This is a genomic window from Steroidobacter gossypii (genome assembly GCF_016801985.1).
Classification (GTDB): domain Bacteria; phylum Pseudomonadota; class Gammaproteobacteria; order Steroidobacterales; family Steroidobacteraceae; genus Steroidobacter; species Steroidobacter gossypii.
The window spans coordinates 345361-369403 of record NZ_JAEVLS010000005.1 but is presented as its reverse complement, the minus strand read 5'-3'; the positions used below and the strand labels follow the sequence as shown (position 1 = coordinate 369403).

General features: G+C 63.1%; 17 protein-coding genes. 8 read left to right on the top strand and 9 right to left on the bottom strand.

From position 1 onward, the window contains the following. Window positions 1-111 precede the first annotated feature (111 nt). The 4 genes from glnE (at window position 112) to pap (ending at window position 6010) form a co-directional block, all read left to right on the top strand. Window positions 112-3015 (top strand): bifunctional [glutamate--ammonia ligase]-adenylyl-L-tyrosine phosphorylase/[glutamate--ammonia-ligase] adenylyltransferase, encoded by a 2904-nt coding sequence (gene glnE / locus JM946_RS21995; protein WP_203169526.1) that lies wholly within the window; start codon window positions 112-114, stop codon window positions 3013-3015. Between the two features lie 31 nt (window positions 3016-3046). After that, the gene (locus JM946_RS21990; protein ID WP_116809467.1) at window positions 3047-3247 is read left to right on the top strand and encodes a zinc-finger domain-containing protein; all 201 of its coding nucleotides are present in this window, start codon (window positions 3047-3049) and stop codon (window positions 3245-3247) included. A gap of 181 nt (window positions 3248-3428) precedes the next feature. After that, a complete protein-coding gene (aguA, locus tag JM946_RS21985; RefSeq protein WP_203169525.1) occupies window positions 3429-4562 on the top strand; it encodes an agmatine deiminase in 1134 nt (377 codons plus the stop codon). 2 nt (window positions 4563-4564) lie between these two features. After that, window positions 4565-6010 (top strand): polyphosphate:AMP phosphotransferase, encoded by a 1446-nt coding sequence (gene pap / locus JM946_RS21980; RefSeq protein ID WP_203169524.1) that lies wholly within the window; start codon window positions 4565-4567, stop codon window positions 6008-6010. 11 nt (window positions 6011-6021) lie between these two features. On the opposite strand, the gene JM946_RS21975 is transcribed toward pap, so the two are convergent. The 7 genes from JM946_RS21975 to JM946_RS21945 are packed head-to-tail and all read right to left on the bottom strand — an operon-like array spanning window position 6022 to window position 13292. Then, a complete protein-coding gene (locus tag JM946_RS21975; RefSeq protein ID WP_203169523.1) occupies window positions 6022-7056 on the bottom strand; it encodes a DUF3187 family protein in 1035 nt (344 codons plus the stop codon). Continuing rightward, window positions 7056-8237: a DUF3570 domain-containing protein gene (locus tag JM946_RS21970; RefSeq protein ID WP_203169522.1), complete on the bottom strand. Its 1182-nt coding sequence runs from the start codon at window positions 8235-8237 to the stop codon at window positions 7056-7058. Before JM946_RS21970 ends, JM946_RS21975 begins: the two co-directional genes overlap by 1 nt. Before the next feature lie 8 nt (window positions 8238-8245). Continuing rightward, entirely contained in the window at window positions 8246-8482 is a 237-nt protein-coding gene (locus JM946_RS31020) for a DUF4266 domain-containing protein (protein ID WP_203169521.1), read from the bottom strand. Between the two features lie 12 nt (window positions 8483-8494). Next, window positions 8495-8989, bottom strand: coding sequence for a TlpA disulfide reductase family protein (locus JM946_RS21960; RefSeq protein ID WP_218043049.1), 495 nt, complete (start codon window positions 8987-8989; stop codon window positions 8495-8497). 57 nt (window positions 8990-9046) lie between these two features. Continuing rightward, window positions 9047-9754, bottom strand: a complete 708-nt coding sequence (locus JM946_RS21955) for an outer membrane beta-barrel domain-containing protein (RefSeq protein ID WP_203169520.1) — start codon at window positions 9752-9754, stop codon at window positions 9047-9049. Then, window positions 9721-10506, bottom strand: a complete 786-nt coding sequence (locus tag JM946_RS21950) for an outer membrane beta-barrel protein (RefSeq protein ID WP_203169519.1) — start codon at window positions 10504-10506, stop codon at window positions 9721-9723. Before JM946_RS21950 ends, JM946_RS21955 begins: the two co-directional genes overlap by 34 nt. Continuing rightward, window positions 10506-13292 carry an HzsA-related protein gene (locus JM946_RS21945; RefSeq protein ID WP_203169518.1) on the bottom strand — a complete coding sequence of 929 codons (2787 nt, stop codon included), beginning with the start codon at window positions 13290-13292 and terminating at the stop codon, window positions 10506-10508. The genes JM946_RS21950 and JM946_RS21945 overlap by 1 nt, the downstream gene beginning before the upstream one ends. Before the next feature lie 480 nt (window positions 13293-13772). Between JM946_RS21945 and JM946_RS21940 the strand changes: the two genes are divergently transcribed. The 4 genes from JM946_RS21940 (at window position 13773) to JM946_RS21925 (ending at window position 19895) form a co-directional block, all read left to right on the top strand. Further along, entirely contained in the window at window positions 13773-14981 is a 1209-nt protein-coding gene (locus JM946_RS21940) for a hypothetical protein (protein ID WP_203169517.1), read from the top strand. Window positions 14982-15040: 59 nt separating this feature from the next. After that, a complete protein-coding gene (locus tag JM946_RS21935; RefSeq protein WP_203169516.1) occupies window positions 15041-17536 on the top strand; it encodes a LamG domain-containing protein in 2496 nt (831 codons plus the stop codon). An 11-nt stretch (window positions 17537-17547) separates the two neighbouring features. Next, window positions 17548-19089, top strand: a complete 1542-nt coding sequence (locus JM946_RS21930; RefSeq protein ID WP_203169515.1) for a hypothetical protein — start codon at window positions 17548-17550, stop codon at window positions 19087-19089. Between the two features lie 209 nt (window positions 19090-19298). Beyond that, window positions 19299-19895 (top strand): Uma2 family endonuclease, encoded by a 597-nt coding sequence (locus JM946_RS21925; RefSeq protein ID WP_203169514.1) that lies wholly within the window; start codon window positions 19299-19301, stop codon window positions 19893-19895. On the opposite strand, the gene JM946_RS21920 is transcribed toward JM946_RS21925, so the two are convergent. Then, the gene (locus JM946_RS21920) at window positions 19880-21976 is read right to left on the bottom strand and encodes a TonB-dependent receptor (RefSeq protein ID WP_203169513.1); all 2097 of its coding nucleotides are present in this window, start codon (window positions 21974-21976) and stop codon (window positions 19880-19882) included. The genes JM946_RS21925 and JM946_RS21920 overlap by 16 nt on opposite strands. A gap of 25 nt (window positions 21977-22001) precedes the next feature. After that, window positions 22002-24011 (bottom strand): pyrroloquinoline quinone-dependent dehydrogenase, encoded by a 2010-nt coding sequence (locus tag JM946_RS21915; RefSeq protein WP_203169512.1) that lies wholly within the window; start codon window positions 24009-24011, stop codon window positions 22002-22004. Window positions 24012-24043: the final 32 nt, after the last annotated feature.

Genomic DNA, 24043 nt, shown 5'->3' with positions numbered 1-24043 from the left:
CCTGCTTCACTTACATATAAACGTGCGGAATGACGGGAGGGTTCATGTCCAAATGCGGAGGGAGTGTCGGCGAATGACAGCAATCCCGAAAAGTTCCGTACACTTGCCGCCATGACAACAGCGATATCCGACACGGCCCAGCAGCTTCTCGCCAGGACCGAAGCACGTCTGGCCGCCGCGCGTGAGGACAATCCCGAGATCTGGGGTCCCATTCTCGAAGACAAGCGCGTGGTCGAATCATTGCCGCGCGTGTGGACTTGCAGCGAGTTTGTCGCGACGAGTTGCATTCGCTCGCCGGCGCTGCTGTCGGATCTGATCGCGAATGGACAACTGTTCGAGCGCGCGCCCGCCGATTGGCTCGCGCAAGAAATCGAAGCTCGCGTTGGCGCCGAGCTCGGTAGCGATTCGGAAGCCGACCTGATGGAGTTCCTGCGCCGCTTCCGCAGACGAAACATGGTTCGGATCGCGTGGCGAGACATCGCCGGCTGGGCCACCCTCGATGAGACGTTGCACGATCTATCGAAGCTGGCGGATGTTTGTATCGATCTGGTGTATCGACGCATGTACGCCGCGCTGGTCGCTCGCTACGGCACGCCGCGCGGCGCGGAGAGCGGCGAAGCGCAGCCGATGATGATCCTGGGCATGGGCAAGCTCGGCGGCGGCGAGCTGAACTTTTCCTCCGACATCGACTTGATCCTGCTGTATCCGGAGGACGGCGAGACCGACGGCGCCCGCGCCATCGACAACGCCGAGTTCTTTCTGCGCCTCGGCCAGAAAATCGTGCAACAGCTGGCGACGCCGACCGTCGAAGGCTTCGTTTACCGCGTCGATCTGCGTCTGCGACCGTTCGGCGATAGCGGCCGTCTGGCATTGAGCTTCGCCTCGTTCGAACACTATCTGCAGCAACACGGCCGCGATTGGGAGCGTTACGCGTATGTCAAAGCGCGCGCCCTCACATCAACCGAGCAGTTCCCGTCGCTATATGACGAGGTGCTGCGACCGTTCGTCTACCGGCGCTATCTGGACTTCAGCGTATTCGAGTCGTTGCGCGACATGAAGGCGATGATCGCGCGTGAAGTCGAACGGCGCGAGTTGAAGGACAACATCAAGCTTGGCCCTGGCGGCATACGCGAGATCGAATTCATCGTGCAGGCGTTTCAGCTGATTCGCGGCGGCAGCGATCGCCGGCTGCAGGGCAAGGAGCTCCGAATCATTCTGCCACAGCTGGTGGGCCAGCGACTGCTGCGTGAGGGCGCCGTGCAGGAACTGCAAGCCGCGTATGAGTATCTGCGCGTGCTGGAGAATCGGTTGCAGCAATGGAACGATGAACAGACCCATCAACTGCCCGAGGATGCCGAAGCGCGCCAGCGACTGGCGTTCGCGATGAATGTTGGCAGCTGGGACGAGCTGGTTGCGATCACCGGCGCTCACCGGCAGCGGGTCGAACGCTATTTCACCCAGACGGTGTTCGGTCCCGCCGAGCGTACCGATGGCCTCGGTCATGCCGTGGAAACATTCGATGTGGACGCTGACGCGACCGAGCGTGCCCGCATGCTGGAGAGCTGCGGCGTAGCAGAGTCGGAGGCGATCAATGCGCGGCTCGAGGAACTGCGCACCAGCGCCTACTACCGCCGCTTGGATGAAACGGGTCGCCGGCGGCTGCGCGAGCTGCTGGCTCGCATTCTGCCGATGCTGTCGTCGACTGGCGTAGCCACTGCGACGCTCGCTCGCATCCTGCGCATCTTTGAAATGATCGGCGGGCGCACCGTCTATCTCGCCTTGCTCACCGAGAATGCCGCGGCCTTGCGGCGCTTGGTGGAGTTGTGTGCTCGAAGCCAGTTCCTTGCCGATCAGATCGCGGCTCAACCGCTGCTGCTCGATGAGTTGATCGACGAGCGTTTCGTGGAAGAAGCGCCGTCCCGAGCGCAATTCGCCATCGATCTTGCCGCCTCGCGCGGCCGTATGCAGCAGGAGGACCCGGAACGACAGGTCGAAATCCTTCGGCAGTTTCAAGGCGCGGCCACGTTCCGAGTCGCCGTGGCGGACCTGACCGCCGGCCTGCCGCTGATGAAGGTGAGTGATCGGTTGACGGACATCGCCGAGCTCATCGTTCAAGAGGCGTTGTCGCTGGCCTGGGCGCAGATCACGCACAAACACGGTGTGCCGCGTTATGTGGACGAGCAGGGCGAGTCCCGCACGGCCAGCATGATCGTGGTCGCATACGGCAAGCTGGGGGGACTGGAGCTGGGCTATGGCTCCGATCTGGATCTGGTGTTCCTGCACGATTCGAGCGGCGAATCGCAAAAGACCGATGGCGCGCAATCGGTGGAGAACACCGTGTTCTTCCAGCGTCTAGGTCAACGACTGGTGCATCTATTGACTGTGCACACCGCCTCGGGTCGGTTGTATGAAGTCGACACGCGCTTGCGACCCAGCGGGAATCGCGGCTTGCTGGTGCAGTCGCTCGCTGCATTTCGCGAATATGAATTTCACGAGGCCTGGACCTGGGAGCATCAATCGCTGCTGCGTGCTCGAGCGATCGCCGGCGATCGGCGTGTCTGCGAACAATTCGAACAGGCGCGTATCGATGTGCTGCGCAAGGCCGTCAAGCGCGAAGGCCTGAAGGACGAAGTGCGCAAGATGCGCCAGCGCATGCGGGACAATCTGTCCAAGGCGCGGCCGGGGCAGGTCGATCTCAAGCAGGACGCCGGCGGCGTCGCCGACCTGGAATTCCTGGTGCAGTACTGGATGTTGGAATGGGCGGACCGCTATCCGGAGATCGTCACGTTCTCGGATAACATCCGGCAGCTGGAAAGCCTGGGCTCGGGCAATCTGGTGCCGCAGGCGAGGGTGGACTTCCTGGTGGATACCTACCGCAAATACCGCCAGCGGCTGCATCGGCTGGCCCTGGACGGCGCCAAAAACGTGGTCGGCGACACGGAATTCGTGGAGGAGCGGCGCGGCGTCGTGGAAGTTTGGCAAGAGGTCATGCGCGAGGCGGGCGATCTGCGATAATCCGCCCTCTGACGTGTTTGCGATGTTTGCCATGACGACAGAACCCGCCGCCAAACTGATCCAGCCCAACGCCCAGAACCAGTACACCGTGACCGCGGCCGACCTGCCCCTGTCGTGCCCGATGCCCGGCATGCACCTGTGGAACTCGCATCCCAAGGTGTTCCTGCCCATCGAAAAGACCGGCTGGGCCAAGTGCCCCTACTGCTCGGCCGAGTACACCTTGAGCCGTTGATAGCTCGCCGGCCGCGACGCCGCGGATGACAACAATGCGATCCAATGCCTGGGTACATGGATGTACCCCGCCGCCACAGGCGGCGGCGAGAGGCAAAAGTCACGCCTTTCGACTCGCGCGAGGGTCGTGGCAGGATGCCCGATCCCGGGTTTTGTAAGCGCGCATTGGTTACCATGGTCGGATGACAAGAACTCTGGACACCACGCCGGCGGCCGACGGCTTCCATATGCCGGCCGAATTCGAGGCTCACGACGGCTGCTGGATGCTGTGGCCGGAGCGGCCGAGCAATTGGCGGCTGGGCGCCAAGCCGGCGCAAAAGGCCTTCGCCGCCGTTGCCACTGCAATCGCCACCGCCGAGCCCGTTACGGTCGGCGCCTCTCGCGCGCAGTTCGTACAGGCCCGGTCCATGCTGCCCGATGCGATCCGGGTGGTGGAGCTCTCCAGCGACGACGCCTGGATGCGCGATGTCGGCCCGACCTTCGTCGTGAACAAGCGCGGCGAGCTGCGAGGGGTGGACTGGGTGTTCAACGCCTGGGGCGGCATCGCAGGCGGTTTATATTTTCCATGGGATCAGGACGATCTGGTCGCCCGCAAGGTGCTGGAGATCGAAGGCTGCGATCGCTATCGCGCGCCACTGGTGCTCGAAGGCGGCGCCATCCACGTCGACGGCGAAGGCACTTTGATCACCACCGAAGAATGCCTGCTCAGCCCACACCGCAATCCGCAGCTCGACAAGGGCCAGATCGAGATCCTGCTGCACGAATATCTCGGCGTCACCAGCGTCATCTGGCTCGGCAAGGGCGTGATCGACGACGAGACCAGCGGCCACGTCGACAATCTTTGTTGTTTCGCGCGCCCGGGCGAGGTCGTGCTCACGTGGACCGACAACAAACGCGACCCGCAATATCAGGTCTCGCAGGATGCCTTCGAGCGCTTGATGGAAGCGCGAGATGCGCAAGGCCGGCGCCTGAAAGTGCACAAGCTGCACCAGCCGGGGCCGCTCAAGCGCACGCATCAGGAGTCGCTCGACGTCGATGTGGCGGAGAGCGGCGGCGCGACTCGCAAAACCGGCGAGCGGCTGGCGGCGTCGTATGTCAACTTCTACATGGGCAATTCAACCATCGTGATGCCGCTGCTCGATCCCAAGCAGGATGGCGCCGCGACTCGCACGTTGCAGAAGATATTTCCTGACCGCCGCATCATCGGCGTGCAGGCGCGCGAGATTCTGCTCGGCGGCGGAAACATCCACTGCATCACGCAACAAGTGCCGGCTCGCAAAGCAGCGGCACGCGGCAAGGCTCGGCCGAGGAAATAAACATGGCAGCACCCCGCGTCAGCAAGGCCGCGTTCGCTCGAACTCTGCCGAGACTGCGGGACGAGCTGCTGGACCTGCAACTGAAGTTGCACTCGTCCAAAGACTGCGCGGTTGCGATCATCATCGCGGGCACACCCGCGGCGGGCCGCAGCGAGACCGTCAACGAGCTGCTCGAGTGGCTCGATCCCAAGCACATCGGCGTGCATGCGCTCGGCGCTCCCGGCAGCGAAGATCGCAGCTTTCCTGCACTCTGGCGTTATTGGCAGAAGTTGCCGGCGCGCGGCCGGATGACATTCTTTTTCGCCGGCTGGTACGGCGAGTATCTGGGCGGCGTCATCAAGCAGGCCCGCAAGTCCAAACGTCACGACGAGCGCTCGGTCGAGCGGATCCTGCAATTGGAGAAGATGCTGGTGCGCGACCGCGTGCGCGTCATCAAGATCTATCTGCATACCGACGAAGAGACTCAGCAGCGACGTCTCGAGCAGTTGCAAGCCGACAAGCTCACGCGCTGGCGTGTAACCAAAGAGGATCGCTGGCAGGCCCGACATTTCGATCGCGTCAAGCGCGTCTCGGAGCAATGTCTGAAGGCCACCGATCACTCGGCCGCGCGCTGGCATCGAATCGATGGCACGGATGAGGAATATCGGTTGCTGACCGTGGGCAAGCTGCTGCGTGACGAGATCGCAGCGGGATTGAAAGCTTACGGCTCGAACAAAACCAAAAAGCCGCCGAAGCCGGCCAGGGTACATCGGCTTGCGGTGTCGCAGCCGCAGCAGACTCTGGATGGCGACGAGTACGAGCGTCAGCGGGAAACGTTGCAAGGGCGCCTGGCGCGACTGGTGCGCAAGTCGCGGTTTGCCAAGCATGGGCTGGTGCTGGCATTCGAAGGGATGGACGCAGCTGGCAAAGGCGGCGCGATTCGACGCATCACACACGCGCTCGATGCGCGACAGTATCAAGTGGTGCCGGTGTCCGCGCCGACACCTGAAGAGTTGTTATATCCCTATCTGTGGCGCTTCTGGCGTCACATTCCTCCCAAGGGCACGATCGCCATTTTCGATCGCTCCTGGTATGGGCGTGTGCTGGTAGAGCGCGTTCGCGGTATCACGCCCGAAGCGGACTGGCAGCGCGCTTATGCGGAGATCGTCGAGTTCGAGCGCCAGCTCACCGAGCATGGTTTGCTCGTGGCGAAGTTTTGGCTGTCCGTGAGCAAGGAAGAACAGTTGCGCCGCTTCAAGGCTCGCGACGAAGATCCGTTGAAACGTTTCAAAGTGGATCGCGAGGATTGGACGAACCGTCGCTATTACGACGCCTATCAATCAGCCGCCGCGGAAATGATACAGCGCACCGACGCGGACGATGCGAGGTGGACCATTGTCGGCGCGGACGACAAGAAACAAGCGCGACTGACGGTGTTGAAAGCGGTGTGCGAGACGCTGGAGCGCTGAGCGCGCTCCGCCTACCAAGCCTGCTTGAGGCCGATCAGGAACACGACATCGGGCGAGTGCTCGACCGCGAGATCCTCGCTGACGCCCAGATCGAGCTGGCCAAAGGGAAACCGGATGTGACCTCCCACGGTCAGCACCACGGCCTCATTCAGAATGTCCAGCTTGCTGTCATAAGCCGCCGTATGGGCATCGAGCTGCGCCTTCAGCGATAAACCTCCCCAGGTCCGCACGCTCACGCCGGCCATCGCGCTCCATACAACGTCGCGTTGCTCGATCGGCAGCAGGTCGCTCTCGCCGAGCCAGCTTCCCGCCACCTGGCCGAACGCCACCCAGCGCTGGCCGAGGCGACGTTGGGCCGCCAGCACCAACGAAACATCCGTGGCATCGTTGCCGGTGAGCTTGTATTCGTCGCCGGTGGGCAGTTCGACCGCGAGCCAGGTCATGACGTGGGTGTCGGACGAATCGAGAACGGAATAACCAAGCGCCGCCTGAATATCCGCCACGCCGCTCGCCGACGATCGCATGTCGAGCTGCCGCGCGCCCAAGCGTGCGTACACGATGTTTGTTTGATCTCTCGGCAGCAGCGGGCGAGCGCCTTCGGCAAGTCCGAAGAAGTCGTGCCAGCTGTCGATGAAGCTGTCGAGATTGCCGCCGCCAGTGTATCGATAGGGAAGTTGCAGCTGCCAGGCGAAGCGATCCGAAAGCGGGCCTTGCAGCGTCACGCGCGCTTCGCGCGTTTCGGCATCGAGGAGGACGGCCTCATCGCCGACTTCCTGCGTCAGCGCCGTGCTGCCCCAGGAAATATCCAGGCTCGCGCCGAATTCGCGCCCCCTGCGCGAAGGCATGGCGACTGGCAGGCCGAAGCCGGCAAGCAGTGGATTCTGGTCGCGAACCGAGAACGGCGGATCGACGTTCGGCCCGCGCGGCACCGGGTTTGCGACCTCTCCGATATCGAACTCGTCAGCGGCGAGGACAGCCGCCGAGCCCAGCAACGAGCCGATGCTGGCGACAGCTGTGACTACCGACAGGCGCGACTTCGGGCGCACTAGAACCAGATCGACACGAACGCCTGGATCACGTTGGCGCCGAACTCGTACAGCGGTTCGCTGCCCGCGGGACGGAAATTGGGATCGCTCGACGGCAGGCGCGAAAAGCGCGCGTCGCGGAAGTCGTCGTATTTGAACTCGATGCGATCGTAGAACAGGTTCAACGAGCCCCTCTTCACGAAGCGCCAGCCGCTCTGAGCGAACTCGTAGCTCGCGCCGATACGGAACGCGACGCTGTTGAAGGTCGACAGCTCCTTGTCGCGCGCCAGGAAGTTCTGCTGGTTCACGCGGTCGAACAGGTCGGAATAAAAATCCGCGTTGTCCTGCTGGTAGTAACGAACCCGCGCTTCCAAAGTCCACTGCGGCTGGATCGGATGGATGTACCCCAGCTCGAACGTGTCGGCCCGAATGCCCCAGGTGTCGGTGAAGAAGCGGTAGCCGCCATACACCGCCGCGCGATAGGGCAGGAAGTAGCGCGCATTGAGCGCGGCCGCGTTGCTCGTGCGCGTGCGCGGATAGATCTCCTGCTCCAGCACGAACAAACGAGGGTCGGTCGGGTTCACGTACCGATACGAGCGATAGGGATTGTTCAGGAACCCTTCGTCGGTAATCACTTCGAAGTTCAACGAGCTGATCAGCGATTTGGTCAGGATCTGCGACACGCCGACCCGATAGCTCCAGCGATCGATGTCCTCCTCGAAGCTCGGATCGGTGGAGTTGCGCACCTTGTCCGAGCCGCGCGAGAACCCCATGGTGATGGTGGTCAGATCGCCAAACAGATCCTGGCTGAGGCCGAAGCTGGCAGTGTTGGCTTCGTAGTCGTTTTCTTCGCTGTTGGTGTAGCCGAGGTTGTATGTGGTCTTGCCGCGCAGATACTCGAAGCCCAGGCTGTATTGATCGCGCTCTTCCTTATATTCACTCGCGCCGCTCACTTCGACGTCGATGGAGGCGCTGGTGATCATGTCTTGGTAGTAGTTGGCGCTGACGGCGTACTTCTCCGCCATCTTCTTGCGCACCAGCACCGACGGACCTTGAATGGTCACGCCGCCGCCTTCGTAGCGGTGATACAGCGCGTCGGCGCGATCGTCCGGCAGCACGGCAGCCACTGCGCCGACCGGCAGTGCGAACACGGCGGCCGCGCTCAGCACACGCATCGAGAACTTTGCGAACAGCGAGGTCATGCGTCGTCTCAGTTACAACCGCAACCGCCGCCGCCACCGCCGAGCGCGCCACGCGCGCCCTCACGAGCTTCCCAAACGTGATCGATATAGGCGGACGAGATGGGATGAGGATTCGCGACCATGATGGGATCGGCCAGCTGCTGACGCTCGTAGGGCTTCACCCACGGCTCGATGTTGCCGCAGGCGGAGAGGCCAGACACCAGCGCTATTGCCAGCGCCAACTTGACCGCGATTCCTTTTGCCACGGGGGACCTCTACTACTCTTTCAGCAAGGCGCGGATCTGATTCAGATACTCGCCTTCGTCGCCGGGCTTGTAGCCCTTGTGCAGATAACGGATGTTGCCCTTGCGATCGATGAACACCGTGCTCGGCATGGCGTTCACGTCGTACAGCTTGCTGACCTTGCTGTCGCGATCGAACAGCACCGGGAAGGACACCGGCGTGTCCTGCAACCAGCGTTCAGCGTCGGCCGTGTTCGCTTCCACGTTCACGCCCACCAGGGTGAAGCCGAGCGCACTGTAGCGCTTGTGCATCTGTTCGAGAAGCGGCATCTCGGTGCGGCACGGACCGCACCAGCTGGCCCAGAAGTTCAGCATCACCACTTTGCCCTTGAGCTGTTCCAGCGACACATTGTCGCCAGCTCGCGACGGCAGGGTGAAGTTGGGAGCGACGCTGGAGCTGGCGCTCACCAGCGAAGACGCGACCAGCGCGCCGCACAGCGCCGCCGCGCGAATCCATTTGCCCATCGACATCAGTGACGATCCTCTATGACAGCTGTGACAAAACAATGTCCCAGGAGATATCGTCGCTCAGAAGAAAATCGACAAACCGAGATGCGCTTCTAGATTATTGACGATCTTTTTTTCGCCCAGGATGTCGATGTCGTAGATGTGGTCGCGCACGTCGAAGTGCACCGCTATCCAGTCCGCCGGCAGCACGCGGTAGCCGAAGCCGCCGTTCACGGTGAAGCGATCGTCGCCGGCGAACGTGGTGCTGCCGATGCCGGCGATCAGATAAAACGCACTGTTGTACGCGCGGTTCTTGCCGACGAAGATTTCGCCGGGCAGGGCGTTCCAGCCCATCGACAGCGCGTAGTAGGTGTAGTCGCGATCGTCGTCGTCGAGCAGATCGGCCGAGCCGGACAGATTCTCGTAGCTGGTGCGTCCGGCCCGCGATTGGCCGAGCGTACCTTCCAGAAAGAAATCTTCGGTGAGGTGATACGCGAGCCGCGCGCCGTAGACCACGTTGCTTTCGAAATCTTCGATGCTCAGCACGCCGACGTAGGCGCCGAGCTCGAAATCTTCCGTATCGATGCGCGCGCGTCGGATCTCACGACGCTCCACTTGTGGATCGATGATGGGCCGCTGATCCGGCTCGCCGGTGACCGGCTGGGCATTCGCGGCGGGCGCAACGGCTTCGGGGCGGTCATCATCGCGACCACCCATCATGGAGCACCCTGGCAGTACCGTGACGGCCAGCAGGCTCAGAAAAAGAACGCGAAACCGAGATACTTCCATTCGTCCACTTCCTCGTTATCGTTGCGGCTCGTGAACACGATGTTGTGGCGATATTCCGAGCGCAACATGAAACGACGCGTCAAATAAAACTGCAGGCCGCCGCCGACGTAGCCGATCTGGTCGTCGCGATCGATGGACTGCACCAGGTTCGACTTCGGCTCGGTGTACAGAATGCCCGTGCCGAGCGTGAAGTAAGGCGACAGCCGCCACTCCGGCGCGAACAGATGCATCAGCCCGAGGGTGGCGCTGTAGCCGTTGGAGAACTCGCCGAGAATGTGCGTGAGGGTGAGCTCGATCGACAGGTTGTCGCTGAACGCGTAACCGCCGAACAGGGCCACCTCGCTCGCGCCGTCGAAATCGCCGCCCATGATGCCGCCTTGCCAGCGGCGGCTCATATAGTTCTCGCGCGCCGGTTCCTGCAGATCGAGCGGCTCGCCGGTGGGCTCGAGGGTCGCGATCATCTGCTCGCGCGGCGCCCAGCCTTCGACGCCCTGATCGGTGCGCAGCTGAAACCAGTCGGTGCGGCGCTTCACCAGTTGCACTTCGCGGCCGCGCTCTACGACATGAAACACCGGATAGCCGCGACCCGGACCGGTGTGCAGCTCGATGAACGGGTCGGCGATCAGGATCTTGTGCGCATCGGGCTCGAACCGATCGTCGGTCGAGTCCTTGCTCTGGTCATCCGCGTGGGCCCCCGCCGCGAACAGCAACAGAATCCATAGGCACGTAAGCGGCGTGAGCGACCGAGACATCAATTCTCCGGGGCGGTGAACGGGTCGTTGAAATACTGCGCGCCGATGTCCAACCATTCGGACAGCAAGCGTAACTCACTTGGTGACATAAAGTCGCTATGGTCGATCGTGCCACCGGTGCTTTGCATCTTGTCGAAGAAGCGTGAGGACGCACGCGCGCCGCCGGCGCTCATGGTCGGCGGCACCTGACGGAAGGCGACGCAGGTTTCCACCATGGTCACCGGATCCACCTGGAACTGATCGCAGATGTCCTCGAGCGCCGTATTGGCGTCGTTCGCTCGCTGCGCGCGGTGCGCGAACAGCAGCTGACGATAGGAATTGAAATGCAGCGGCTGCGCTTCGGACGGACCGTCGGCGAGATTCAACTGGCCCGCCGCCGGGGCCACCATGCCAGCCGTGGTTACCGGCGCATGACAGCTGTTGCACTTGTTGTTGATGGGCTGGTTGGTCACCGGGTCCAGATCCGGTCCGGCGACACCATCGCGATCGACGAACCGGTCCACTCCCCACAGCGGATGAATGTGCTGTTCATAGTGGATGGTGATGCGGCACAGGCTGGTGAGATTGGCGCGGCAGGCCAGATTGACCGGAGCGGCTGCGCCGGTTGGCAATGTGTTAGCGCAAGTGAAGCGCGCCGTGGTGTCCGCCGGGTTGATCAGTACGTTGTTCGGCCCGGACGCATAACACGCATCCACTTCATTGTTCGCCGGCGGGGCCGCCAGCCAGTAATCCCTGAAGGCGAGGTCGACGCTGAGCGAGCAGGCGCCGCCGCACATGACGCGGGCGCGTGTTTCGGCCATCGTTTCGCCGGCGTCGGCGAACAGGGCCGGATTGGTGTTCGGGAAAGGGCTGCCGGTGGTGGGCGCGCCGGGGTTCACCGAATCCGTCATGCCTTTGCGACCATGCGCCACTGGCGGCGTCGGGTTGCCGTTGTGGCAGCCGTTGCAAGTCACTTGCTCACCCGACTTCAGTTGCAGCCAGTTGGTGTGACGTCCGCCCAGCGCGCCGCCAAGACGACGGCCAGCCGCATCCAGCACGCTGATCGAAAACGCTACATCGGCGGGGACTTTGACCTTCACCGAGCCGTCCGGCTCGATGGGCGCATAACCCAGGATCTCGCGCATGCCGAGCGAGCGGTTCGGACCGAAGGCCGTCGCTGAGAAGTTGCGCGTGTCGTTGTCTGGAATCGAAACCACTTTCTCGACCCGCAGGAAACGCGCAGGCCGCGTGGCATAGCCCGGGTTCAGCGGATCACGCACTGTCTGAATGCCACCGGGGGCGGTGTCCACGCCATCGATGTCATAGACGCTGCGAATGTTCAGCACGCCGACGCCTTCATCCTCCAGTTGCTGCGGATAGTCCACGCCGGCCACGCGGTCGAGGATGACCGGTGGCAGCGTGCGTTGCGAGCCGGAGACCACTTCGGTGTAGATAAAGCCTTCCTGCGGTACGACGATGGGCCGTTGAGTGTTTTCGCGCGTGTCGTACACGTAGATGCCATACAGCGGCGGCGCTTCGACGGCGTTGGGGTTCTGCAAGCGTTCGCTGGTGCAGGGAACGATGCGGTTGTCTTCGATCAGGCGGCATTGCGACCAGCTGACCAGCAGCCGTCCGGTGCCATCGAACAATGGCTGAGCCGTGCGATACCGGCCGCCAGGCGAAGGTCCTGGAATCGTGCGCACATCGGTAGGCAGTGCGCGTGTCTGCGCCGGGCCGGTCATTCCGATGTTGGCGGCTGTGGCGGCGCGCGTGTTGTCGACGTAGGTATTGGTGTCGATCAACACCAGATCGCCGCCTTCACCCGTGCCTTGAAACGGGCGGATCAGCGCCAGCGTCCGGCCGTCCTGCAGCGGGCGTGGACTCAGAAACTGAATGACGCTTGGCGTGCTGTTTGGCGGCGGCGTGGGAGAGCCGGTCTGATGACTGTTGGCGCCGTACAGCAGCTGCAGATCCGAGCCGTCGGGATTGACGGTGTACAGATCGAACTGGTTGTCGTCGATGTGATGTTCCCAGCGCGTGAACACGATCCTGCCGTCGGCGAGCACCGCCGGATCCAGGTCGTGGCTCTGGTTGAACGAGATCTGCTGAATGTTGGTGCCGTCCTCGTCCATCACGTGCAGCACGAACGCGGGCTCGTTGTCGTTCTCGTCCTGCGCCGCGAACTGCGGCTTGTTCTCATCGAGCAGGATGGCGCGCGAGCGCTGCTGACGGGTGGAGCTGAACACGATCCTGCCGTCGGGCAGGTAGTGCGGCATGATGTCGTGGCCTTCTTCCTCCACGATATCGGACTGGATGATCCGGCGCAGCTGGCGGCTGGGCACGTCGTATTCCCAGATGTTCCAGGTGGGTTGATCTTCCTCGTCGGCGTTTTCGATGAACTGCGCGCGCATCGAGAACACCACCTTGGTGCCGTCGTAATTCACGTCGACGTCGCGGATGTCGCCCAGGCCCTCGGTGAGCTCGCCCGTCAGGTTCACTTCCGGCGCGGAAGTGGAAGCACGATCGCGCATGAACAGATCGGCGCCGATCTCGAAGCGCAGCAGCTCGCGCGCGTCGGCGTTCGCCAGTTCGTCGTCTTCAGGATCGGGCACCGGCCGCTTCACATAGAACACCGGGAAATCCAGTGTCACGGGATCCATGTTCTGGCCACTGCCGATGGTCACATCGGTGCCGCCGCTGCCGCTGTCGCAGCCGCTCAGCAAAGCCGCAATGGCGCTCATGAGGAGCACCGCGGCGCCGTTGCGCACGGTGGCTCGATTCGACGCGTCTTGCGCCTGATGACTCATTGAAGCGTTACTCCGGATTGGTCGCATCGATCGACAAAAATGATTGCAGGCGATGCGCTGCGGTCGGCGGGCGCCATCTTCGACGCGACATATTTCGCGATCCGTTAAGCGAGTCACAAGCGAGCGCGATATTCCCTGATTCTGCTGACACATTGGCAGAGCATCGCGGCATTGCGTGAAGCGCCTCACATTCCCGCTGTGATCGAGTCGATATCAATGGCGCCCTGGACGAACGGTGGCCGACGGACTGCGCATCGTGGCGGCGAGACTACACGCGCGCGCGAAGCGCGCGGCAGTGTCTCCGCCGCGCGACGTATGGCGATTGAGACAGTTAACCGCCTGAAAAGGCGACCGTATAGTCCGCCACCACTGTCAGAGGACCGCTGACTTTGAAGGCATACGGCGGGCGGTCTCCAGGCAATCCAATTTCAGTAATCGTGGGCGATGCCGAGAGTAGATCTCCTGCCCCGGATGAGCTGCATGAGCAACATGAAACGAAGCAACGGAACCTCGCCGCTCGCTCGAGCAGTCGCATTGGCTGCGGCGGTGACGAGCTTGGCGTGGGGACAACAGGCGCTCGCCGGTCCAACCGAACGCGCCCAGGCGCGGCGCATGTACGAGCGGCTCACCGGTACGCCGCCGTCCGAGGGGCTGCTCACTCAGCTGGAAGACATGATCGAGGACAGCGGCCTCACGGCCACTGCCCATTTCATCATCGACCCGGGGCAGCTGCATTCGCGGAACTTCTACAGCGTCACGCTGAAGAACTTCGCCGCGCCGTGGACCAATCGCGATCAAAGCGTGTTCGCGCCGCTCAATGATTACACCGCCACGGTGATCGGCCTGGTCAAGGACGACGCCGACTTCCGCCAGGTGTTGTTCGACGACGTGGTGTATATCGGCACTGGCGTGACGCCGTATTCACCCACCAGCAATGCTCATTACGAAGCGCTGGAAAGTAACAACGTCGACCTGCGCACCCTGCAACGTACCGCGCAGTCTTCGCTGAACGGCCTGCCCTCCAGCGCGACCGCCGGCGTGATCACATCGCGCGCCGGCGCCGAGGCGTTCTTCATCGACGGCACCAACCGCGCGATGTTTCGCTTCACCATGCTGAACCACCTGTGCCGCGACATGGAACAGATCGCGGATATCACCAAGCCACCCGATCGCATCCGCCAGGACGTGACTCGCAGCCCGGGCGGCGACAGCAGCGTGTTCAACAACAATTGCATCGGCTGCCACTCGGTCATGGACTCCATGGCGCAGGCATTCGCGTACTACGACTTCGACGAGACGCTCGGGCGGCTGGTGTACACGCCTGGACAGGTGCAGCCGAAGTACCTGATCAATCAGGACAACTTCAAGCCCGGCTACGTCACGCCGAACGACGCCTGGGAGAACCGCATGCGCCTGCCCGGTCGCAACGACGTGAACGTGCTCGGGTGGGCCGATCTGCCGGGCAGCGGCAACGGCGCCAAGAGCATGGGACAGGAGCTCGCCTATAGCGGCGCGTTCGCTCAGTGCCAGGCGGAGAAAGTGTTCCGCAAGGTCTGCTTCCGCTCGCCAGCGAGCACACAGGAAGCCACGGCGGTCGAGGACATCGCCGAGCGCTTCACCAACGGCGGCGGCAGTCTGCGCACTGTCTTCGCCGAGACGGCCGCGTTCTGCGCGAGCCCGCAGCCCTAATGGATTACATGAGCATCAAGAAACAAATGCGCGCTCACTCATTCAGCGGGACTCTCGGCATGCGTCACAGGCTGACCCGGTTCGCCGCGCTGGCGACGTTAGGCATGGTTGCTCTGGCGGGTTGCGGTGGCGGCTCGGGCACGGCCACCAATCCGATCACCGATGGTCCCAGTGCAGGCCCGACCTATAACGGTCCGCCGCCCGCCACTTCGGACATTCAGGCATTCCGCGTCGCGTTCTGGGAAAACGTGCGGGCCGGCGATCGTTGCGGCAGCTGTCACAACGCCGGCGGCCAGGCGCCGACGTTCGCGCGCTCGGACGATGTGAATCAGGCTTATCAACAGGCCAGCGGCGTGGTCAATCGCGAGATGCCGGCGCAGTCGCCCCTCGTCACCAAGGTCGCTGGCGGTCACAACTGCTGGCTGCCGGATCCGGGCGCGTGCGCCGCCATTCTGACGCGCTGGATCGGCGACTGGGTCGGTGCGAGCGGCACCGGTGGTCGACAGATCCAGTTGGAAGAGCCGCCGGTCGTCACGCCGGGCGGTAGCAAGCGCTTCCCCGCGCCGGACGATCCGAATGTCAACGTGCCCGCGTTGTTCGGGCCGGTGTACGCCAAGCTCGACCAGTGGTGCTCGGGTTGCCATCAGGCGAACTCGGCCACCGCGCAGACGCCTTACTTCGCCCAGGGCACGGCCCCGACCGATGCGAACAACAACTCGGATGCGTTCAAAGAGGCGTATCTCGCCTCCATTCCCAAGATCAATCTGGAGAATCCGGCGGCGTCGCGCTTCGTGATTCGTCTGCGCAACGAGCAGCACAACTGCTTCAACGATTGCGCAGCCGACGCGCGCGAGCTCGAGGATCTGATCCGGGCGATGGCCGATCAGATCGACACCGAGGACACGCCTCCGGGCATGCTGAGCAACGCGGTCACTTTGTATGACGGCACGCTCGCAAGCGGTGGCAACCGTTACGAGAGTGCGCTGATCGCGCTGTATGAGTTCAAGACCGGCCAGGGCGCGGTCGCTTACGACACCAGCGGCGTCGCGCCCGCCGCCGATCTGAATCTGTCCGGCGACGTGACCTGGGTGGGCGGCTACGGCATCAACATCCGCGGCGGCAAGGCGCAGGCCTCGACCACCACCAGCCGCAAATTCCATCAGCTGATCACCGCGACCGGCGAATATTCGCTCGAGGCGTGGGTCGTGCCTGGTAACGTGACGCAGGAAGACGCTCGCATCATCAGCTATTCCGGCAGCACCACGGCGCGCAACTTCACCCTCGGCCAGAACCTGTACAACTACGAGTTCTTCAATCGCAGCAGCGAGACGAACGGCAACGGCGAGATCAAGCTGGCCACCGCCGACGCCGCCGAGCGCTTGCAGGCTTCGTTGCAGCACGTGGTCATGACGTTCGATCCGGTGAACGGCCGCCGCATCTATGTGAACGGCGAGTTCACGGGTGACATGGACGGCGCCGGTGGCGGCACTCTCGACTCGTGGGACAACAGCTTCGCCTTCGTGCTCGGCAACGAGGTGAGCGGCGACCGTCAATGGCAGGGCGTGGTGCGCCTGGTGGCGATTCACAATCGCGCGCTGAACCTGCAGCAGATCCAGCAGAATTTCGAGGCCGGCGTCGGGCAGAAGTTCTTCCTGCTGTTCGGCGTGTCCCATCTCATCGACGTGCCGCGCGCGTACATCATGTTCGAGGCCACGCAGTACGACAGCTTCGGCTATCTGTTCACCAGTCCGAAGTTCATCAGCCTCGACGCGCAAGCGAGGCCGGGCAGCATCCCGCTGCGTAGCATGCGCATCGGCGTCAACGGCGTGGAAGCGGCGGTGGGTCAGGCTTATCGTCCGCTCGAAACTGTGATCAGCGACGATCAGTACTCGCCGGAGACCGGCCAGCTGCTGTCCTCGATCGGCACCATCGTGCCGCTGGAGCGCGGCCCCGAGTTCGACCAGTTCTTCCTGTGCTTCGATCAGCTGGGCACGGCGCTGGACCAATGCACCAAGTACACCGCCGGTACGCGACAGCCGCCGGTGCTGGCAGCTCCGAGCTCCGACATCGGCGTGAAGCTGTTCGACGCGATCAACGCGACCATGGCTTCGATCACGGGTGTGGATCCCAACCAGGCCGATGTGAAGCGCTCATATAACAACGTGCGTCAGTCGCTGCCGGCGGTGCATGACGTGCAAGGCTACCTGTCGTCGCATCAAACCGCGGTGGCGCAGCTGGCGCTGACTTATTGCAACGTCATGGTGAACAACGTGTCGCTGCGCGACGCGTTCTTCGGGCCAAGCGTGAACTTCTCGGGCGCTCTCACCAGCGGCGCGTCGCTGAACGCGAACGGCGAGGCGTTGATCGCGCGGCTGCACGAAAAGGCGATCGGCAGCGGCACCGCTCAGCCGACCGACGCGGAATTCAACGATGCCGTGGGCGGTCTGGTCATGACCTTGTGTAGCTCGAGTGCCTGCAGCGACACGCGCACGGCCGATGTGATCAAGGCGGCGTGCGGCGCCGCGCTCGGCAGCGCCGCGACCCTGGTTCAGTAAGAGGCAGTTGCATGTTCATCATCAAATCACGACGCAAACGTGCTCTGGGCCTGAACGAGCCGTTGAAGCACGGTGCGCACAAGCGTCCGGTAACTCGTCGCGACTTTCTGGCGCAGGGCTTCACGACCGGCGCCGCGACGGTGGTCGTGCCGTCGGCGCTGGGCCTGTTGCCCCGCCGGGCCAGGGCGGAGCTCGATCCCAATCTGGACCCCGACGCCGTGGAGTGCGGTTTGACCGGCCTCGGCGATCAGAAGATTCCGTTCATCTGTTTCGACCTGGCGGGCGGCGCGAACATCGCCGGCTCGAACGTGCTGGTGGGACAGCAGGGCGGACAGCTCGACTTTCTGAGCACGCAGGGTTATGCGAAGCAAGGCCTGCCCGGCAACATGTTGCCGAACAACTCGCAAACCAATTTCATCGACACGCAGTTCGGCCTGGCGTTTCACACCGACAGCGCGTTCCTGCGCGGCATGATCGAGATGACCACCCAGACCACGCGCGATCGGGTCAACGGCGCGGTGATCGCCGCCCGTTCGGAGAACGACACCGGCAACAACCCGCACAATCCGATGTACGCCCTGGCCCGGTATGGCGTCAAAGGCAAGTTGCTCAATTTGATCGGCTCGCAGAATTCCGAGTCCGGCGGCAACTCCATGGCGCCGGCCCTGCACATCGACCCGCAGTTCCGACCCACCAAGATCGATCGCGCCAGCGACGTGACCGGCCTGGTCGACACCGGCGATGTCGCCACCATTCTCAGCAAGGACGACACCGTCCGTACGCTCGAGGCCATGTATCGACTCACCGAGCACAAGCTCGGTCGCGTCGATACCCGCTTGAGCGAGGATGCCGAGGTGAAAAGGCTGTTCCGCTGCGCGTATCTCAAGACCGCCGACACCGTCGATCAGTTCAGCGGCCCCGGCGATCTCGACCCGCGCGAAGACACGATCATCACCGAGTTGTTCGGCGCCAATTTCGGCGGCGACGGCGAGTTTCAGAAGACCGCGTCGGTGATGAAACTGGTGGTCAGAGGCAATGCCGGCGCCGGCACCATCACCATGGGCGGCTTCGACTATCACACGGGCGAGCGGGCCACGGGTGAAGCGCGCGATCTGCGTGCTGGCCGTTGCATCGGTGCGTGCCTGGAGTACGCGGCACGGCTCGATGTGCCTTTGATGATCTACGTTTTCAGCGACGGCTCGGTGTCATCGAATGGTCGAGTCGACGATTCGATGGGCGGCCGTGGCAAGGGCGAATGGACCGGCGACAATCAGCAAACCGCCGCTTCCTTCTTCCTCGTGTTCAGCCCCACCGGCCGCGCCACGTTGCTCGAGGCCGGTACCCCACGAGCCGCGCGTCATCAGCAGCTTGGTTATTACACTGCGGGTGGCGACGTGGTCACCAGCAGCAGCCCTGCGGCCAACAATGTCAACCTGCTGGTGGAGACCGTGCTGCTCAATTACATGGCATTGCATGGCGACAAGGGATCGTACGCCGGGCCGCTCGGCTCCGCGAATCTGGACGGCTCGATCGCCTTCGAAAGCATTCTTTGATTTTTCTTGCGCTGTTGATTTGTCAGGCCCGGCTTCGCCGGGCCTCTTTGTTTCCGCGCGCAACGCGCGGAGAGCGATGCGCGGAAAGGCCGCGGATCGAAATCCGCCTCCTACACTGTTCCGTGCTGAATAGTTGTTGCATTTCCAGGTGAATCGCCAAAACATCGGCCCGTTTCGCGCCATAGCGCCGCTGCTAAGGTCTTTCCCACATGGTTACCAACGCAATCAGCGACAGCGTGCACTGCCCACACCGGTTTTCGGTCGAGCAGTACTACCGCATGGCCGAGGTCGGCTTGCTCGAGCCGGATGCGCGGACCGAGCTGATCGAAGGAGAGATCTACCATATGCCTCCGATGGGATGTCGGCACGCGGCCACGGTCGCATGGCTGCGTGATCAGCTGATGAAAGTGGTGGGCGAGGGTGCGCTGGTCCTGGAACAATATCCCCTTCGGCTGAATCGCCACACGGAGCCGCAGCCCGATCTCATTCTGGCGCGGCCGCGGCGCGGACGTTATCGGGATGCCCACCCGACCGCGCGCGACGTGCTGTTGGTGATCGAGGTGAGTGACAGCACCTGGCTGTACGATCGTGAAGTCAAGATGCCACTGTATGCTGCGTACGGCGTGCAGGATGCGTGGCTGGTGGATCTCGGCGTGACACAGCTCGACTGCTACAGCGCACCGCATGGCGGAGCATTCGTGGAGCAGGTGTCCACGCGAGCGCCGGGAACGTTGGTCGTGCCCTCGCTGGACGTGAGCGTCGACCTGGCTGAGCTCTTCAGCTTTGGCGATCAGTCCGTTTCGTAGCGCAGTTCGACGAACAGCGTGCGGCCGCGGCCGGGGAAGTAACGATAGTTGCCGAAGGCGAAGTCGGCGCGATCGGCATAGGCGCGGTCGGTCACGTTGTTCAGACGAGCGATGGCGCGCCAGTTCTCGGTGGCGCGCCAACTCACGCGCAGGTTCAGCAGGTCGTGGCCGCCGTACTTGTTGTTATTCGATGCGTCGACGAAGTAACTGCCGACCGAAACCCATTCCAGCTCCGCCGCGGCCGCCGGCAGGAAACTCCAGTTGAGTCGCGCCGTGTTGATATGACGAGGCGCGGTGTCCACATCGCGACCGGCAACGATGGTCTCGCCCTGCTCGACGACGCGATCGAAGTCGTAGGTGTGCTTGGCGTAAGTGCCTGCCAGCGCCAGTGACAGGGACTCGATGGGCTGCCATGCGAACTCGTATTCGACGCCTTCGTGCTCGGTGCGGCCGTCACTGACGTTGAAAGCGTTCGCGTCCCGGAAGATCACATTCTCCTTGTCCATCTGGAAGCCGGCCAGCGAATAGCTCAACAGCCCGAACGCGCCGCGCGCGCCCAGCTCGAAGCTGTCCAGACGTTCCGAATCCAGATCCGCCACCGATTGTTGTCGCTGCAGTCGATACAGCTCGCTCGTGTCGGGCGCGCGATAACCGCGCGTGGCGGTCAGATATAAGGTGTGATCCGGGGCCACTTCATAGCTCAGCCCCAGCTTGGATGTCACATTGTCGAAGTTGTCGCTGCGATCCGCCGGGCGATTGAACAAACAGCCAGCAGCGCCGCAGGGCGTACCGTTGTCGGCGGTGTTGCCGCTGATCATCCGATTGTCATAGTCGTAATCGACATACTCGTAACGCACGCCGCCAATGGCTTTCCACCGCTGCGCGAACGGTTGCTCGATCTGTCCGTACATCGCCGCCACCCGGCTGTCGACTTGATAATCGTAGTGCTTGCCCGCCGGACGGATGGCGTTGGCCGCGGGCGCGCCATCGGTCGCGGGGCCGGGCTGTGTTTCTTTCAGGAAGCCTTGTGCAAATTCGACATCGACACCGGTCAGCAGGCGCGTGTTGTTGAAGGCAGTGATGTCCAGCGCCGTCAACACGCCCATCGATTCCTGACCGTTCTCTTCGAACGGCTTGCCGATCAAAAAGTGCTGTATGAAATCCATGCGTGAATAGCGAGCGTAGGGACGCACGGACAGCTGCACTCGCTCGCTCAACGGTTGTTCATAACTGCCCGTGAGCCGCACCGCATACGCATCTCGATAGGCCTCCGGATTGGGATTGGATTCGGCGATCGTCTCGTTGCGATACGCGTTGAAGCCCTGGATGAATCCCGCGGTTTCCTGTTCCAGGTTGGTGGCCGCCAGGTTCAAACCAAGCAGCGCGTCGCCGCGACGATGCACGAGGCCGATATTCAACTTCTGCTCGTCGATTCCCGAGCTGGCGCGCCAGCCGCCGTCATGAGTCGCAACCACGACGCCGCCGATGTCGGTCGCCTGGCCCGTGTGACTCAGGCCGAGCTTGCCGCGATAGTACTCGTCCGGCCCGCCTTCGAGCGCCAGGCTGCGCGCTGGCAGATCAGCCGGCGCGGCGGTGATGATATTGATCGCGCCATGCATCGCGCCCGAACCGTAGAGCACACCGGCGGGTCCGCGCAGCACTTCGATGGAGCCGGCCTGTTCGCTGTTCACCTCGAACAGCTCGTTCACATTGCAAAAGCCGGTAGGGCGGATCGGCACGCTGTTCTCGAGAAACAGGAACACGCCGCACGAGCCCGGGCCGCTCAAAACCGGCGAACGAATCGCCGTGAGACTTTCCTGGCCGCTGTTGCGCTGGATCATCGCGCCCGGCGCGCGATTCAGGATTTCGTTGTGATGAGTGGAGCCGACCAGGGTCACGTCCTCGGCCTTGACCAGCGAGATGCTGCCGGCGAAGTCGCGCAGCTGTTCCGGCTGGCGCAGGCCCGTGACCACGACTTCCTCGACTCGTTTTGCCGGATCTCGCTCTGCGGCCTGAACCGTGACCAGACCCAGCGCCGTGCAGCTCAGCAGGGCCGTCGAACCGAAGCGCAATCCACGCATGATGAAACCCGTTGTTGAAGCGTCGTCAATCGGCCGGCGGCAGTGCGAAGGCGATGACGTAGTCGCCCTGCTTGGTTTTCAGCCCGCCATGTCCCCCGGCCGCAATCACTACAAACTGACGCCCGGCAAGCTCGTAAGTCATGGGAGTTGCCTGGCCGCCCGCCGGTAATCGACCCTTCCAAAGCTCGCGACCGGTCTCGATATCGAAAGCGCGCAGATAATTGTCGGTGGCCGCGGCGATAAACACCAGTCCGCCCGCCGTGACGATCGGCCCCCCCATATTGGGCATGCCGATGGTCCGCGACGGCACGAACCAGGGCGTGCGATCGCGCGTCGAGCCCAACGTGACCTGCCAGCGGATCTCATTGCGCCGCAGATCGACCGCGGCCAGGGTTCCCCAGGGCGGCGCCGTGCAGGGCAGGCCAAACGGCGAGGCCAGCATTTCGCGACGCATGCCGTATGCAGCGCCGGCCTGATTGGCGAACTCGGAATCAAGGAAACTGCCGGAGTCGCGCATGGGTTTGAGCTCGTCGCGCGCCACCAATGTCACCACCATGGGGACGTGGTTGACCGGAGCCAGGACGAGCTGCCGCTCGGGATCGAACGCCAGACCGCCCCAGTTCACGCCGCCGACGAAGCTCGGCGACAGAATCGTTCCTTGCAGACTCGGCGGCGTGAACAACCCTTCCGAGCGATATTTGCCGATGAGATCGCGGCAGCGGGCACGATCGAACATCGTCAGGCCCCACGCATCCTGGGGCGTGACCGCAGCGTGCGAGAGCAGCGGCGGCGTGGCGGGGAACGGTTGCGTCGGCGACGCTGTCTCGCCTGCAACATCCGACACTGGCACCGGACGTTCGACGATTTCGAACACCGGCTCGCCGGTCTCGCGATCGAACACGAACAGCATGCCGGTCTTGGTCGCCTGCACCACCGCGGCAATGGCTTTGCCCTCACGATCGATGTCGATCAGCATGGGCTGCGCGGCCAGGTCGTAATCCCACAGATCGTGATGGACCAGCTGGCGCTGCCAGACCAGCTCACCGGTGCTGGCTCGCAAGGCGACGAGAGAGTTGGCGTAGTTGTTGTCGCCGAGACGTTCGCCGCCGAAAAAGTCCGGGCTTGCGCTGCCCGTGGGAATGAACAGCAGCCCGCGGCCGACATCGACGGAAAGCATGGACCAGGCGTTCGCCCCGCCGGTTTTGCGCGCGGATTCTTCGGTCCAGCCGCGTGCTTTTGCTTCGTCAGTGTTGGTTGGAATCGGATCCCATGACCAGCGTTGCAGACCGGTGCGGGCGTCGAACGCGCGGATAATGCCGCGCTCCAGTTCGACGGCGCGATTGTCACCGATGGCCGAGCCTACGATGATCAGATCGCGATAAACAGCCGGCGGCGATGTCACCAGATATTCGCCAGGTTTCGTGGGGCGAGCCGCAGCTGCCAGATCGACGCTGCCGCCGTTCCCAAAGTCCGCGCATGGCACGCCAGTGCGCGCATCCACGGCAATCAATCTTGCATCCAAAGTGCCGATGAAAATGCGTTGTGAACAAGGAGTGTTCGGCGTGGCGAGCTCATCGGTCCACCACGAAACGCCGCGCGACGTGGCTTCGGCATAGTGCAGATGACGGGGGATTTTTGGATCGTAACGCCAGCGAAATTTGCCGGTGGTGGCGGCGAGCGCGATCACGATGTTGGTGGGCGTGCTGAGATACAGCGTGTCGCTCACCAGAATCGGCGTCGCTTCGAAGGATAATTTGTCGGCGCGCACGAACCCGACACCGAGTTCGCCGGTGCGATAGGTCCAGGCGATTTCCAGTTGATCGACGTTTGCTCGCGTGATCTGTTTGGCGGCGCTGTGGCGCATGCCGCCGGCATCGCCTCCGTAGTACTGCCATTGAGCGTTGGCATCGTTGAGCCGGCGACGCGGCGGATCGGCGTGTACCGGGCCGGCGCTGAGCGCCGCCAGCTCGCCAATGACCGGGATGGCTAGCGCGAGCCAAAGCGGCGTTGCAAATGGGCGACGGGCGGACGACATGCAAAAAGCCTATCGGCCACGGTTCGACCTCA